Origin of the sequence: Paenibacillus massiliensis subsp. panacisoli DSM 21345 (assembly GCF_000426545.1) — a bacterium.
GTDB lineage: Bacteria > Bacillota > Bacilli > Paenibacillales > Paenibacillaceae > Paenibacillus > Paenibacillus panacisoli.
Map to the genome: position 1 here is coordinate 1 of NZ_AUFO01000039.1, position 14544 is coordinate 14544.

The following is a 14544-nucleotide window of genomic DNA, read 5'->3' on the forward strand; positions in this document are numbered from 1 at the left end:
GATCATAGAATTTACAAGTTTTCAGTGGAGCTAAACAAATTGATGATCGCAAGAAAAACTTCAGCTAAATGCGGTCTGTCTTCTGTGAAGGTACGCCGATAGACGTTTTTCTTATAAGCATGACATGCGATAGATAGGGGGATATGACATGTCGGGTTGGCTGAATAGCCGCACCGGAAGGCTGGCCGGATTGGGTGTGGGAATCGTGGCTTTGCTTGGAATCATGCTGGCGAGTGTACTATTTGGCCTACAGCAATTCAGTCTGCGGGAGCTGTGGCAGGCCTATCGCCATTTTGATGGCTCCAATGAGCATCTGATTCTGCTCAATACACGTGTGCCACGCACCTTGATTGCTGTAGTCGTAGGAGCCAGTCTGGCGGTAGCCGGGACGATCATGCAGGTGCTCACCAAGAATCCGCTAGCCTCACCGTCCGTGTTCGGTGTGAACTCGGGCGCTGTCTTGTTCATTGTTATTGGACTGGCGGTGACGGGGTCCTCCTTGACGATGACGAGTATGATCGGGCTTGCCTTTATAGGTGCCGCATTGACTTCATTATTCGTATATGTACTGAGCATGCAGGGTAGGGGTGGCTTCGAGCCCATACGGCTAACACTGGCAGGGGCTTCGGTGGCCGCATTCGCTTCCTCGGTCACCTCTGGGCTGATCTTAATTAACAAGCAGTCACTGGAATCAGCTCTCTTCTGGATGGTTGGATCTGTATCAGGTCGGAATACAGAGCATCTGCTGCTAGTGCTGCCTTATATCGTAGCGGGACTCATCTTGTCCTTCCTGCTGGCAGGCTCGCTGAATGTATTAGCGCTAGGTGACGAGCAGGCGAAAGGACTTGGACAGCGGCTAACGCTCATACGGCTGGGATGCACCGCAGCGGTGGTGCTGCTGGCTGGAAGTGCTGTAGCAGCTGCTGGACCGATCGCATTCATTGGATTGGTCATTCCGCATCTGTGCCGCTATGCAGTAGGTAACGACCATCGCTGGCTCCTTCCTTATGCGGCTGTATCAGGGGCGCTACTGCTGGTATCTGCTGATCTGGCCTCGCGCTTCATCCTCGTGTCCAAGGAGGTTCCTGTCGGTGTCGCTACCGCGCTGATCGGGGTACCTTTTCTGATTCATGTGGCAAGAAGGAGGAAATATGCGTAGACGCAGCAAGGGAGTTCACATCACCATGTTGACCGGACTTGGTCTGGTTGTGGTCGCGTTGTCCATCATTTGTCTATCCTTAGGAAGTGTATCGATCCCTGTAAAAGAAGTGCTGCTCTCTCTCCTCCGCCGTAATCCGGAGGGCAGTGATCTGATCATTATGCAATTCCGATTGCCACGAGTTGTAACGGCAATATTAATTGGGGCCGCGCTAGCTGTATCGGGAGCCTTACTGCAAGGTGTGATCCGCAATTCGCTGGCTTCACCGGACCTGCTAGGGGTGACGGGCGGAGCTTCCGTAGCCGTCGTAGGGTTCATGACGTTATTCTCAGGGCTGAGCATCCATTGGGTGCCGATGATAGCTATCATCGGGGCCTTCGTCGCCGCTGCGTTCAATTATATCTTGGCTTGGAAGCATGGGGTCTCAACCTTCCGGCTGGTACTCATTGGAGTCGGGATCTCGACGGCGATGAGCGCACTTACCATGTTCCTGCTTATAAGCGGGCCCGCTTATCTGGCTGCCCAAGTGTTGAACTGGATGACAGGCAGCATTTACGGGACGAACTGGACTCATATTCAGGCCATGTGGCCGTGGGTAGCCATATTCATCCCGGTGTCTCTTCTATATGCCAAAGAGCTGAATATATTGGCGCTGGGGGAAGAGATTGCGAGTGGCTTGGGGAGTAGGCTGCAGTTGAATCGGTTATTGCTGATCTGCTTCAGTGTTGCTCTGGCAGGAGCCGCAGTAGGCTTCGCAGGCACGATCTCGTTCATCGGATTGCTCGCTCCACATATGGCTAGACGAATCGTAGGGCATTCCTATGCTGTACTGATCCCTGCGGCGGCCCTCATCGGAGCAATAACACTGTTGCTGGCTGACCTGGCGGGCAGAATGCTCTTTGAACCACTTGATATTCCCGCGGGAGTGTTCACAGCCGGAGTAGGCGCACCGTTCTTCCTGTACCTATTATTCAAACGCAAGGCGTCAATCTAGTTAGTAGTTGCTCTTGCTGGTCGAGTCTTGAGTGGGGATGAATAAGGTTATTATTAAAAAATAAGTACCAAGCACAAAGAGCGAGTTGCAGTGACAAGAGGCCACTAATACTCGCTCTTTGTGTATTAGCAAGCTAGAACTCACAAGAGTTTGGTGGGATTCTTCTTGCCGAAGGGCAGGGCTCCCCGCTTGCAGCGACGCTACAATCACGTATGATCTGGTCAAGGTACTAGGATAGGAATGTATCTGATGGGCGCTTCAGTTGGTGCTGGAGCGCTAGTCCCCACACAACTCTTGCTCCTCAGCTTGGCGTGTACTCCAGAAGTAGCAGAATAATGGAGGACAAGCATAGACAGGTGCTGATGAGATAGAGCACGCCCACGACCTGCTTGTGATTCAAGCCTGCCCGGAGGAGACGATAATGGGCTTGACTCGCATCTGCCTCATAGATAGCTTTTCCTTGCAGGAATCGCTTGATGACTACGAACAGATTATCGAAGATCGGCACGCCCAAGGCCAGAATCGGGATGAACAAGGATAACACGGTAGCCTGCTTGAAGGCTCCGTCCAATGCGATAACGGCAAGAATGAACCCGAGGAAGGTGGCTCCAGCATCCCCCATGAATACCTTGGCAGGTGGACGGTTGTATTTGAGATAGCCTAGTGTCACACCGACGAGGACCATGGACATTAGTGCCGAATCACTCTGTCCCTTGGCTAGCGCGACGATGAACAGGGTGATAGCTGAGATAGCAGACAGACCACCTGCCAGCCCGTCCATGCCGTCGGAAAAGTTAATCACCGTCGTCACTCCGAATATCCACAGAATGGTCAGAATGAACTGTAGCCAGAAGGGCAGCAGGACATACTCCGCATTGAATGGATTCACAAAGCCTGTAAAAGAGATGCCTGAGGCAAAAACTAACACGGCTGCTGACACCTGAATGATCATTTTGGGAAGCGCAGGGAAATCCCTCCCTTTCGTCTTGTACCAATCATCAATGGTACCAATCGTCAGCAGTAGAATGCCGCCTGCGACCAGCGCAGCGGTCTCCCAGGATAACTGCTTGGTGAATGCAATGTATGTAAGGAAGAAGCCGATGAAAATCGCGTAGCTTGCCGTCAGAGGGATCGGCTGCCTATGAAGCTTGCGTTCTACGTCCCGGCGGGGTTTGTCGACAAAATCAAGCCGATGCGCCAGCCGCCCGAGTGGAGGAATAAGGATGACAACAACCGTGAAGGACAGCAAAAAAGCCAGTATGTACATCATGATAAGCCTGAATTCACTCCTATTCATTCAATTTTCAAGCTCGAGGCTTTGTTCATCATTATAAGTGTTCCCGACGGGCCTTGTCGATTACAGAGTGTTCATTTGCGTGCTTGGAGTCAGGTGTAGAGTTGACATCCAAAATTAGTATGTGTTATATAAAAGGAGGATTTAGCACTCCTTCAGATGGAGTGCTAATATATCAACCTAATCATGATCATGATAGAGGGGAGATTTATTCATGGCGAAGAAGCAATTCAAGGCGGAGTCCAAGCGACTACTGGAAATGATGATTAACTCCATCTACACCCAGAAGGAAATTTTCCTGCGCGAGCTAATATCCAATGCAAGCGATGCAATCGACAAGATCTATTACAAGGCTCTGACAGACGAGCAGTTGGTCTTTAATAAAGAGGAATATTTCATTAAGGTATCGGTCGATAAGAACGCGCGTACGCTGACGCTGTCCGATACCGGGATCGGGATGACGAAGGAGGAGCTGGAGAATAATCTGGGCGTTATTGCCAAGAGTGGCTCCCTGGCCTTCAAGAAGGAGAACGATCAGCAGGACGGTCATAATATTATCGGCCAGTTCGGAGTAGGCTTCTACGCTGCCTTCATGGTGGCAGATGTGGTTACTGTGATCAGTAAGGCGGTTGGCTCGGATGAAGCCTTCAAGTGGGAATCCAAGGGGGCAGACGGTTATACCATCGTGCCTGCCGAGAAGGAGACTGCGGGAACCGATATTATCCTGAAGATCAAGGATAACACCGAGGAAGAGAGCTACGATGAGTTCCTGGAGCAGTATCGTCTGCGGAGCATTATCAAGAAGTATTCGGACTTCATCCGCTATCCGATCAAGATGGAGATGACGAGCTCCCGTCTGAAGGAAGGCACTGATAACGAGTTTGAGGAAGTACAGGAAGAGCAGACTATCAACAGCATGGTGCCGATCTGGCGTAAGAACAAGAGTGAGCTGACCGATGAGGACTACAACAACTTCTATAATGAAAAGCGCTACGGCTTCGATAAGCCGCTCAAGCATGTACATATCAGTGCAGATGGTGCTGTAGTCTATAATGCGATTCTGTTTATACCAGAGAATACCCCGTTCGATTATTACACCAAGGAATATGAGAAGGGGCTGGAGCTGTACTCCAATGGTGTGCTTATCATGGACAAGTGCTCGGATCTGTTGCCTGATTACTTCGGCTTCGTGAAGGGAATGGTCGATTCCGAGGATCTCTCACTCAATATTTCCCGTGAGATGCTTCAGCATGACCGCCAGCTTAGCCTGATTGCGAAGAACATCCGCAACAAGGTTAAGGGGCAGCTACAGAGTATGCTGAAGGACGAAAGAGAATCGTATGAGAAATTCTACAATTCCTTCGGTCGCCAGCTGAAATTCGGCGTCTATAATAACTATGGAGCAGACAAGGACGTATTGCAGGACCTCTTGCTGTTCTACTCCTCCAAGGAGAAGAAGCTGGTCAGCCTTGACGAATATGTATCGAGAATGCCTGAGGATCAGAAGTATATCTACTATGCCTCCGGTGAGTCGATTGAGCGCATTGAGAAGCTGCCTCAGACCGAGTTGGTAGCCGACAAGGGCTATGAGATTCTGTATTTCACCGATGATATCGACGAATTCGCGATCAAGGTGATCATGAACTACAAGGAAAAGGAATTCAAATCCGTATCTAGCGGTGATCTCGGTCTGGAATCGGAAGCAGACAAGGCTGCAGAAGAGGCTGAAGAGCAGGAGCACAAGGATCTGTTCGAGCACATGACCTCCTTGTTGAATGGCAAGGTCAAGCAGGTCAAGGCGTCCAAGCGTCTGAAGAGCCATCCGGTCTGTCTGTCCGCTGATGGTGAGCTGACGATCGAGATGGAGAAGATTCTGAAGGCTATGCCGAATGGACAGGATGTACAAGCCGACAAGGTGCTGGAGATCAACGTCAATCACGAGGTCTTCCAGACCCTGAAGGAAGCCTTTGCGAGTGACAAAGCCAAGCTGGACCTGTACACAGGCGTACTCTATAATCAGGCACTGCTCATTGAGGGACTGCCGGTCGAGGACCCTGTACAGTTCACCAATGATATTTGCAAAATTATGGCGTAAGCCACTTTGATTCATCTGCGGTGCATGATGCCCTGTATCCAGCCTGAGCCGGATACAGGGCATTTTGCTTGAGCAACCAGTGTACGATGTGCATGCCCGCAGGCGCATGTCTGCTAGTGCTCTAAGGTGCTCTAAAGTACTCTAAGGTGCTCTAAAGTGCTCTAAAGTGCTCTAAAGTGCTCTAAAGTGCTCTAAAGTGCTCTAAAGTGCTCTAAAGTGCTCTAAAGTGCTCTAAAGTGCTCTGCTGCTGTCTTCCGCGGACTCATGTACTTTTTGAACAAGGAGGGTCTAATGTGTCCAACGTATTTCGTATCTTTTCTACTCGCTTATCTATCACGATATTGGTTATGACAGCAGTATTCATGGTAACCATAAGTGATTATGCAGAGTCCTCTAAGGCTGTAGATAATACACAAGCCCACCAGATCACTCCCGAGGAGAGATTACGTCTGGAGAGACAGTATGGTCTGGAGCCACCGGATGGGAGCAATACGAGGGAACACATCGTTTCTGGAGGGGATATCGGCTTTTCCATAAAGGGGTTCAAGGGAAACAGTGACCTTATTGCCTCCATACTGGAGCTAATCAGGCTCCTCATCTTCATATGACATAGCATTCGAAAGCCAAGCTTACTCTGATTGGAGCAGCTTGGCCATTTTGCGATGAGGGATGCCTACCTCAGTGAACTCCTCGCTAATGATGCTATAGCCGAGCTTCTCGTAGAAGGGGATAGCAACCTGACGGGCATTCAGCACGAATCTGGCATAGCCCTTCTCCCTCGCAATCTCCTCGGCAAAAACGACCATACGGCGTCCTACCTGCTGGCCCCGCAGTGATTCGTCTACGGCGACCTGCCGCATCTTCAAGGTGTCCTCCCCCTGAGGACTAAGCACCAATACACCAACAGTGGCTAATCCCAGACATGCCCGAATGTGAATGTCCCGTTCCTCGCCCTCCAGGGAATCCTTGGCGATGCTCATGCCAAGCGGCTTGCGCAGCACCTCGTCTCTCAATTGGAGGGTCTCTTCGTAAGCGGGTGTACCCCAGTCGACAATCTCTAGCACCATTTCTTGTTGCATACTTATATCCCTCCATAAGACCAAGAAAATAGAACCTGATCGAATCTGATTTTATAATGAACTTATTTTATTACGATCCTTTGTCTATCGGTAGTGACCTGTCAAAATTTTTCGCAAGGTAATATTCGACAAATTCTGGTCTATCAACGTGACCCCTTCCTGTCGACGCTCATAGAATACCTTGATCTCAATAGAGGAGGGGTTCCTATGGAAGTCTACTCGATGCTGCAGCTTGTCCGGCAGCATGCGAAGCAGTTGGACAAGGATTTGCGCAATCAGATTCTGGAACTGTACCGCACTTTATTTCGGTGGACGCCTTGTGTACTGCACACTGCATTAGAGCGTTTCCTGAAGAAAACACAGACCTATTCGGTCATTATCGAATTCGAGGATCAAGTAGATTCGTATGCGGACATGGTAAGCTTCACTCACCAGACGGCAAGGCAGTATTATGGCTGCCGTGTGAAGTACAAGTTCCCGGCGATATCCAGCTGCGCCGCTGACATCACGCTCCAGGGCATTGAAGAGCTGCTGAGCAGCGGCTACCAGATCAAGAAGGTGCATGCTGATCGTGAGTTCAAGGCGCTGCTGAATGTGGCCACCCCGTCCATGCATGCCGATTGGCTTCATGAAGAGGGGCTGACAGGCAAGGAGGTTACGATTGCAATCCTCGACACGGGAATCTATCCGCATGAGGATTTGACGGAGCCAGAGAACCGAATTGTAGCGTTTCAAGATATGGTGAATCATAAAGCAGCTCCTTATGATGATAACGGGCACGGGACCCACTGCGCCGGTGATGCAGCCGGGAATGGACACGCCTCGGGTGGAGTGTATGCGGGCCCTGCCCCTGAAGCCAAGCTCGTTGGTGTCAAGGTGCTGGACAAGCGGGGCTCAGGTCGGCTATCTACCGTCATTGCCGGTGTGCAGTGGTGCATCGATCATAAGGAGAAGTACTCCATTGATATTCTGTCGATGTCTTTGGGGAGTCGTGCAGTCAGCCGGGCAGCGGATGATCCGGTAGTCAAGATTGTGGAAAAAGCATGGGATAGCGGCATGATCGTATGCGTAGCAGCTGGTAATGAAGGGCCTGAGGAGCGAACCATTTCCAGTCCCGGCATTAGCAGTCGAGTCATTACAGTCGGTGCCATGAATGATAACAATACAGTGGACCGTGGGGATGATGTGCCGTCGGATTTCTCCAGCCGAGGGCCGACGATGGATCAGCTTATGAAGCCAGACCTGCTCGCGCCTGGCACGGATATCGTATCGCTCCGTTCCCCCGGTTCCTATCTGGACAAGCTCTACAAATCCAGCCGGATTGGCAGCGATTATACGACCATGTCAGGCACGTCGATGGCTACTCCGATCTGTGCAGGAGCAGTTGCCTTGCTGCTGGAACGATTCCGAGGTGCCGCGCCTGACGAGATTAAGAGAAGGCTACTAGAGGGCTGTGAGGACCGTAAGCTGCCGGAATATATTCAAGGCCGGGGTTATCTGGATGTTCGTCGATCTGCACAATCCAAAAACTGAGCCGTGGGACTCTTCCCACAGGAGCTTGCTGTGGTACAATACTCTAGTCTGTAGCCGAGCTACAGACCTGCGTTTTTTCTAGCAAAGGAGCTTATACCATGAAAGATCATTCCATTCCACAGCAGGCGCTGATTACGGTTGCAGGTACGGTAGGAGTCGGCAAATCCACGCTGACCTCCGCTGTTGCAGGGCGTCTGGGCTTCAAGACCTCGATGGAGAAGGTGGAGCAGAATCCGTATCTTGAACTCTTTTATCAGGACTTCTCCAGATGGAGCTTCCATCTGCAGGTGTATTTTCTGGCGGAGCGATTCAAAGAACAAAAAGCGATCGTTGAGGCTGGTGGCGGCTATGTGCAGGATCGATCCATATATGAGGACACGGGAATATTCGCAAAAATGCACGCTGACAAAGGCACAATGTCGAAGATGGATTATGAGACTTACACCAGCCTGTTCCAGGCTATGGTGATGACGCCATATTTTCCACACCCGGACGTGCTTGTCTATCTGGATGGTAGTCTGCCTTCCATTCTGGAGCGAATCCAGCTGCGTGGACGTGAAATGGAGATCCAGACAGATCGTTCCTACTGGGAGGAGATGTATGGCCGATATTCAGCGTGGATCGAGGAATTCGAGCAATCCCGAATTTGCCCGGTGCTGCGCTTGAACATTGATGAGTATGATGTACATGACCCAGCCTCCATGGATGAGATTATCCAAAGAATTAGTAGCTTGATTCAATCACCAAAAGGGTTGAAACAAAGAATGTCAGAATCGATGTAACGCTGTTTGATCTATGAAGCAGCAAATATGAACTAACTAGACTGCCTCGACAGGAGACTGCGAGGCAGTTTTTTGCTATATTCATTGCTGTATTCTTTGCTATATTAGCCGTTTTTTTTGCTATAGCATGTATTAGGGTACAATCATGAAGAGAATCTATCAATGAATGGCAGGAGGCAGAGTTGGATGATAAGCTTCGAACGACTTCATCATGTAAGTCTGGCAGTGAGAGACCTGGCAAGAGCTAATGTCTTCTATACGGAGGTGCTGGGATTCCGGGAGCTGGAGCGTCCCCCGTTCAAGTCTAAAGGAGTATGGTACGCAGTGGGTACCGACCAGCAGCTTCATCTGCTGGAGCATCCTCCTGGTGAGACGCTGCGCTCGGGCGAGATTGATACGACGGATGGCCACTTCTCCATCTGGATCAGGAGCTACAGCGAAGCCATCGCATGGCTGGATGCCAAGGGAATCCACTATGAAGCTCGGCCAGATAGTGTTGCAGGCTTCGCCCAGATCTATATTCTGGACCCGGACCACAACATTATTGAGCTGGGGGCACCTTACGGCAGCTGAATTAATCTATACATGGTGACGGGATTCGATTCAATAGGTGACAGCTCAATAGGTGACAACGAATGTGAGCTGAGGGCATGACATTTGTCATGTCTTCGACTTGACGTTTGTGACTACTGCGGGTGGACGCTTTCCTTTAGGATAAATAGTAGTTCAATGCGTCTAATGGGCCTCCGTGCTGGAATTAGGCGATATCCGAGGAGGAAATGTATGAAGGATCAAGCCCGTTTGTCCCATCTGAAAAAAAATGTAGCTGCTTTTGAGCAGACGAATACGAGGTCCAGCATCTGGCAATTGATCAATACGCTGGGGCCCTTGCTGCTGCTGTGGTATGCGGCCTATCTAAGCCTGTCCATCTCGTACTGGCTTACACTCCCGATCTCGATCGTTGCGGCAGGCTTCATCATCCGCACCTTCATCATATTTCATGACTGTGGTCACCAATCCTTCTTCAAGAACAAACGGGCCAACGATATCGTGGGCACCATTACCGGTGTCATCACACTCTGTCCTTATCAGCAGTGGAAAAATACCCATGCTATTCATCACGCCACGAGCAGCAATCTCGATAAGCGCGGTACGGGCGATATGTGGGTGCTTACCATCGAGGAGTATGTGGCTGCAGGCTTCTGGCAGCGTCTGGCCTATCGTTTTTATCGTAACCCGCTTGTCATGTTCGTTCTAGGGCCAATATATATATTCCTGATCTCTTATCGCTTCAACCGTAAAGGAGCAAAGCGCAAGGAAAAAATCAATACGCATGTCACCAATATATCAATCGTTGTTCTCTATGCTCTGTTATGCTGGGCTATCGGCTGGGAGGCCTTTGTTCTTGTGCAGGCTCCGGTGTTTTTCGTGTCAGGTATGCTCGGGATCTGGTTGTTCTACGTTCAGCACCAGTTTGAAGAATCCTATTTTGAGCATGATGAGGAATGGAGCTATGTGAATGCTGCGGTAGAAGGAAGCTCTTATTACAAGCTACCTGCCGTGCTACAATGGATCACAGGAAACATCGGATTCCATCATGTTCACCATTTGAGCCCGAAGGTGCCTAACTATCATCTGGAAGAGGCTCATAATGCAACTCCACCGCTGCAAAAGGCAACAACAATTACCATCGGCACAAGCCTGAAGTCGCTTCGGTTTCGGCTGTGGGATGAGCAGCACAAGACCTTTGTCGGATTCGGTGAGGTTAGGCATTTGCTTCGCAAGACATCAGCAGCCACTGAGCAGGCAGCGGGACCAGGTTCGACCTCTCCCTTGCAAGGGAACAATGTAACCAGGTAGGATGACTAGGACCTTGGTGGAATACAATTTCTGGTCTGAATGATCTATAGAGAGCGTAGTTAGCGAAAAGCGGGGAAGCCCTAGAGAAACGGAGTTGAAAGCTTTCTGCAAGAAAGCTGCATCGGAAGCATAAGCTCCGCCTTTAAGCTTGCTGTTCATCATTTTATCAACTTCGTTCGAAAGAATAGCAAGCTTAACAGTGGTCGACAGGGCTCCCCGCTTGCAGCGGCCCTACACTCATATTTGACTAGTCAAGGTATTAGGTAAAGCAAAGTTATAGCAAAGCAGGGGGCAGCGGGCCTCCGCGAGGAAGGAAGAACAGCCGTGCAAAAATGGTATCATATTCTACACAAAAGCACTGGCCTCAGTCCGTATATATGGGTGGTTTTGTACATCCTCCCTTTTTATTTTGTGTTCCCCGCTTCGACTTATCAGATTGTGCTTGGCTGCATTATGATCGTGGCTTTTTTCATTAGCTATGTATTGTCCTTTCTAACCAAAGGCTGGCAAGTATACTTCTGGATCAGCGTTCAAATCTTGATCTCGATCTGGATGACATTGCTGTTCGGCTATGTATATTTCTCACTGTTTGCAGCTTTCTTTATCGGGAATATCAAGAACAAAGCCGGCTTCATTACGCTGTACACGATTCATCTCGTATCGGTGATTGCCGCCATCAACTACGGCTTCGTCACTCAGAATCCTATATTCATTACCCAGCTACCCTTCGTGCTGCTTAGTACGATTGGAGCCGTGCTGCTCCCCGTCACGACCTATACGCGGAATAAGAGCGACCAGCTTCAGGGCAAGCTGGAGCACGCGAACAAGCGAATCTCCGAGCTGGTGAAGCTGGAGGAGCGGCAGCGGATTGCCAGAGACTTGCACGATACAATTGGCCAAAAGCTGTCCTTGATCGGCTTGAAGAGCGATCTGGCTAGCAAGCTGATTACGAACAATCCGGCGCGGGCCAAGGAAGAGATTGATGACGTCCGGCAGACAGCGCGCAGCGTGCTCAAGGAGGTTCGAGAGCTAGTTACCCGCATGCGTGGGACCAGTCTGGAGGATGAGGTATTCCGCATTAAGCAGATTCTGAAGGCTGCGGAGATTGATTTTACCCTGGAGGGCAGCACTCATCTGAATGATACCTCCTTGCTGAATGAGAATGTGCTGAGCATGTGCCTCCGGGAAGCCATCACCAATGTAGTCAAGCATAGCGGTGCCACGGAATGCAAGGTGACTATTGCGCCTCAGCGTACAGAATTGCTGCTTCGCGTGGAGGACAACGGCTGCGGAATTGCTAGTGCCGGGGATCATATATTCATTAAGGGCAATGGATTACGGGGAATGAAGGAACGGCTTGAATTTGTGAATGGAGATCTAAGCATCAGCGCAGAGCAGGGAACCGTCGTCGAAATACGCGTTCCGAATGTACTGAAGCAGACCCCTAAGGAGGCAGAGGCATGATATCTATCGTTATTGCAGAGGATCAGCGAATGCTGCTGGGAGCCCTTGCCTCCCTGCTGGACCTGGAGGAAGATATGCAGGTAGTAGGCATGGCTGGCAACGGAGAGGAAGCCGTCAAGCTGGTGCAGCTGCATCAGCCTGATGTCTGCATCATGGATATTGAGATGCCGCTCAAGAGCGGGCTTGACGCTGCAGAGGAGCTGAGAGGCCTCGGCTGCAAAATTTTGATTCTGACGACCTTTGCCCGGCCCGGTTATTTCGAACGAGCGCTGAAGGCTGGAGCTCATGGCTACTTGCTGAAGGATAGCCCCAGTGAAGAGCTGGCAACCTCCATCCGCAGCATTATGAGCGGCAGACGGATATACGCACCGGAGCTTGTGGATGACGTCTTTCATGAGGAGAACCCGCTGACAGAGCGGGAGAAGGAAGTACTGCTGCTCATTGCTGACGGCAAAAATACGAAGGAAATTGCGGGTGAGCTATTCATCACAACAGGGACCGTTCGTAATTATATTTCCATTATTTTGGATAAATTAAATGTAGGCAACCGCATTGAAGCCATCACGCTCTTCAAGGAGAAGGGCTGGTTCAAATAAATAATACTTCAAAATCATAATATTCCTTGTGGACAGAGTGAGTCTGTGGTGAGAGAATAACAGACAGACAGATTAACCACTTTAGAGGAATGAGGGATACTGTGGTACGATTTGGTATCATTGGAACTAACTGGATTACGGAGCGTTTTATCCAAGCTGCGCAGGAGACAGATCAGTTCAGTCTGACAGCCATCTATTCGCGTACTGAAGAGAAAGGCGCTGAGTTTGCTGCGAAGTATAACCATCCAACGGTGTTCACTGGACTGACGGAGATGTTGCAGTCTGATCTTATAGATGCCGTATATATTGCCAGTCCTAACTCATTTCATGCGGAGCAGGCCATTCTCTGTATGAAGCACGGTAAGCACGTTCTCTGTGAGAAGCCGATGGCCTCCAATAGCCGCGAGCTGCGGGAGATGATCGCGGTCGCCAGAGAGAATAATGTATTGCTTATGGAAGCGCTGAAGTCTACACTGATGCCCAATTTCACGATTATTCAAGAGAATCTCTTTAAAATAGGTCAGGTACGCCGCTACTTCGCAAGCTACTGCCAGTATTCGTCACGGTATGATGCGTACAAGGAAGGCACAGTCCTGAATGCATTTAATCCCGAATTCTCCAACGGCTCTCTGATGGATCTCGGCATTTATTGCCTGTATCCAATGGTGGCTCTATTTGGCAAACCGCATACCGTCAAGGCGGTCGGAATTATGCTTGGCTCCGGGGTAGATGGAGAGGGAAGCATTAACATGCTGTATCCGGAAATGGATGCGGTCGTTTTGCATTCCAAGATTACGGACTCCTACGTGCCCGCTGAAATTCAGGGTGAACTGGGTACCATGGTCATTGACAAGATCAATCAGCCATACGACGTGAAGATTCATTACCGTGATGGCAATGTCGAGGATCTGACCCGTCCGCAGATGCATGAGCCGATGTATTATGAAATTCGCGAATTCATTCAGCTCATTCAGCAGGGTGCGCGCGACAGCCTGGTCAACTCTCTGGAATGCTCGCTGGCGGTTGCAGAGGTCATGGAAGAGGCTCGCAAGCAAATCGGACTTGTTTACAAAGCAGATCTGGTGTAAGGCTTTACTATTAGAGCGCCTCTATTGCGATATTGGGTAGCTATGTGAAGGAGAAGAAACATGATGAGGTTTGATCCCACCATTTTCGACAATCTGAAGGTGGCGCTGGAGAATGAGCTGTACGATCTGGACAATCTGGATGGCATCATCCGGATCACGGGCCGAAAGGATCTCATGGAGATGTCTGTCATGTCTCGGAGGTGTGCTATTCAATTCGAGCTTGCTGAAGCCTCAGGGGTCACAGCGGAGCTGCAGCTGGGTACGGGACTACTGGATCTGGCGACAGAAATTCTGGATATGGAAGGGCACGTACCAGGGTGTCAGGTTCTACTGACCTTTAATATGGAAGCTAAAGCAGAGGATGAACTGCGAGCCCAATGCGAGCATGCCAGACAGGTGCTGACGGATGACTGGAGTGCGGAGGCAGAGCTTACGCAACGAATAGCTTATTTATACGGAGCGTCATCTCCAGTGTACGATCATACGGCGGAGCTGCACTTTCGGCGGCGTATAGATGAGGAGCAGATGGAGGACCTGACGGAGCTGATCCAGCATGCTGTAGCCAGTCTGCGTAAGCTATCCCGGCTGGACTGATGAATG

General features: G+C 50.3%; 14 protein-coding genes. 12 read left to right on the forward strand and 2 right to left on the reverse strand.

The genetic code is table 11. From position 1 onward, the window contains the following. The first annotated feature begins 148 nt into the window (after window positions 1–148). Complete coding sequence (locus tag K331_RS0121795; RefSeq protein ID WP_028591916.1) at window positions 149–1159, forward strand: FecCD family ABC transporter permease; 1011 nt, start codon at window positions 149–151, stop codon at window positions 1157–1159. Continuing rightward, on the forward strand, window positions 1152–2153 hold the full coding sequence (locus K331_RS0121800; RefSeq protein WP_028591917.1) for a FecCD family ABC transporter permease: 1002 nt from the start codon (window positions 1152–1154) through the stop codon (window positions 2151–2153). Before K331_RS0121795 ends, K331_RS0121800 begins: the two co-directional genes overlap by 8 nt. Before the next feature lie 301 nt (window positions 2154–2454). On the opposite strand, the gene K331_RS0121805 is transcribed toward K331_RS0121800, so the two are convergent. Then, window positions 2455–3423, reverse strand: coding sequence for an MraY family glycosyltransferase (locus K331_RS0121805; RefSeq protein ID WP_028591918.1), 969 nt, complete (start codon window positions 3421–3423; stop codon window positions 2455–2457). A gap of 238 nt (window positions 3424–3661) precedes the next feature. Here K331_RS0121805 and htpG point away from each other — a divergent pair, with 238 nt between their 5' ends. Beyond that, a complete protein-coding gene (gene htpG / locus K331_RS0121810; protein ID WP_028591919.1) occupies window positions 3662–5542 on the forward strand; it encodes a molecular chaperone HtpG in 1881 nt (626 codons plus the stop codon). Window positions 5543–5835: 293 nt separating this feature from the next. Then, complete coding sequence (locus K331_RS0121815) at window positions 5836–6150, forward strand: hypothetical protein (protein ID WP_028591920.1); 315 nt, start codon at window positions 5836–5838, stop codon at window positions 6148–6150. Window positions 6151–6171: 21 nt separating this feature from the next. On the opposite strand, the gene K331_RS0121820 is transcribed toward K331_RS0121815, so the two are convergent. Continuing rightward, window positions 6172–6621, reverse strand: coding sequence for a GNAT family N-acetyltransferase (locus tag K331_RS0121820; protein ID WP_051289966.1), 450 nt, complete (start codon window positions 6619–6621; stop codon window positions 6172–6174). Window positions 6622–6828: 207 nt separating this feature from the next. On the opposite strand from K331_RS0121820, the gene K331_RS0121825 reads away from it, so the two are divergent. The 8 genes from K331_RS0121825 to K331_RS0121860 all read left to right on the forward strand — a co-directional run bounded on the left by K331_RS0121825 (window position 6829) and on the right by K331_RS0121860 (window position 14538). After that, the gene (locus K331_RS0121825) at window positions 6829–8154 is read left to right on the forward strand and encodes a S8 family peptidase (protein WP_028591922.1); all 1326 of its coding nucleotides are present in this window, start codon (window positions 6829–6831) and stop codon (window positions 8152–8154) included. 98 nt (window positions 8155–8252) lie between these two features. Next, window positions 8253–8936, forward strand: coding sequence for a deoxynucleoside kinase (locus K331_RS0121830; protein WP_028591923.1), 684 nt, complete (start codon window positions 8253–8255; stop codon window positions 8934–8936). Window positions 8937–9122: 186 nt separating this feature from the next. Then, the gene (locus tag K331_RS0121835; protein WP_028591924.1) at window positions 9123–9509 is read left to right on the forward strand and encodes a VOC family protein; all 387 of its coding nucleotides are present in this window, start codon (window positions 9123–9125) and stop codon (window positions 9507–9509) included. 210 nt (window positions 9510–9719) lie between these two features. Further along, window positions 9720–10796: a fatty acid desaturase gene (locus K331_RS0121840; protein ID WP_028591925.1), complete on the forward strand. Its 1077-nt coding sequence runs from the start codon at window positions 9720–9722 to the stop codon at window positions 10794–10796. A gap of 324 nt (window positions 10797–11120) precedes the next feature. After that, window positions 11121–12260 (forward strand): sensor histidine kinase, encoded by a 1140-nt coding sequence (locus tag K331_RS0121845; protein WP_028591926.1) that lies wholly within the window; start codon window positions 11121–11123, stop codon window positions 12258–12260. Continuing rightward, a complete protein-coding gene (locus tag K331_RS0121850; protein WP_025680033.1) occupies window positions 12257–12856 on the forward strand; it encodes a response regulator transcription factor in 600 nt (199 codons plus the stop codon). Before K331_RS0121845 ends, K331_RS0121850 begins: the two co-directional genes overlap by 4 nt. 89 nt (window positions 12857–12945) lie before the next feature. Continuing rightward, window positions 12946–13944, forward strand: coding sequence for a Gfo/Idh/MocA family protein (locus K331_RS0121855; protein ID WP_036635532.1), 999 nt, complete (start codon window positions 12946–12948; stop codon window positions 13942–13944). 60 nt (window positions 13945–14004) lie between these two features. Then, entirely contained in the window at window positions 14005–14538 is a 534-nt protein-coding gene (locus K331_RS0121860) for a hypothetical protein (RefSeq protein WP_028591928.1), read from the forward strand. Window positions 14539–14544 lie beyond the last annotated feature (6 nt).

What these genes read in the sequence shown, in the direction of transcription:
- K331_RS0121800 (WP_028591917.1), top strand. Translation starts at nt 1,152, where the DNA reads ATGCGTAGACGCAGCAAGGGAGTTCACATCACCATGTTGACCGGACTT.
- K331_RS0121855 (WP_036635532.1), top strand. Translation starts at nt 12,946, where the DNA reads ATGAGGGATACTGTGGTACGATTTGGTATCATTGGAACTAACTGGATT.
- K331_RS0121835 (WP_028591924.1), top strand. Translation starts at nt 9,123, where the DNA reads ATGATAAGCTTCGAACGACTTCATCATGTAAGTCTGGCAGTGAGAGAC.
- K331_RS0121805 (WP_028591918.1), bottom strand. Translation starts at nt 3,423, where the DNA reads ATGATGTACATACTGGCTTTTTTGCTGTCCTTCACGGTTGTTGTCATC.
- K331_RS0121820 (WP_051289966.1), bottom strand. Translation starts at nt 6,621, where the DNA reads ATGCAACAAGAAATGGTGCTAGAGATTGTCGACTGGGGTACACCCGCT.
- K331_RS0121795 (WP_028591916.1), top strand. Translation starts at nt 149, where the DNA reads ATGTCGGGTTGGCTGAATAGCCGCACCGGAAGGCTGGCCGGATTGGGT.
- K331_RS0121830 (WP_028591923.1), top strand. Translation starts at nt 8,253, where the DNA reads ATGAAAGATCATTCCATTCCACAGCAGGCGCTGATTACGGTTGCAGGT.
- K331_RS0121840 (WP_028591925.1), top strand. Translation starts at nt 9,720, where the DNA reads ATGAAGGATCAAGCCCGTTTGTCCCATCTGAAAAAAAATGTAGCTGCT.
- K331_RS0121850 (WP_025680033.1), top strand. Translation starts at nt 12,257, where the DNA reads ATGATATCTATCGTTATTGCAGAGGATCAGCGAATGCTGCTGGGAGCC.
- K331_RS0121860 (WP_028591928.1), top strand. Translation starts at nt 14,005, where the DNA reads ATGATGAGGTTTGATCCCACCATTTTCGACAATCTGAAGGTGGCGCTG.
- htpG (WP_028591919.1), top strand. Translation starts at nt 3,662, where the DNA reads ATGGCGAAGAAGCAATTCAAGGCGGAGTCCAAGCGACTACTGGAAATG.
- K331_RS0121825 (WP_028591922.1), top strand. Translation starts at nt 6,829, where the DNA reads ATGGAAGTCTACTCGATGCTGCAGCTTGTCCGGCAGCATGCGAAGCAG.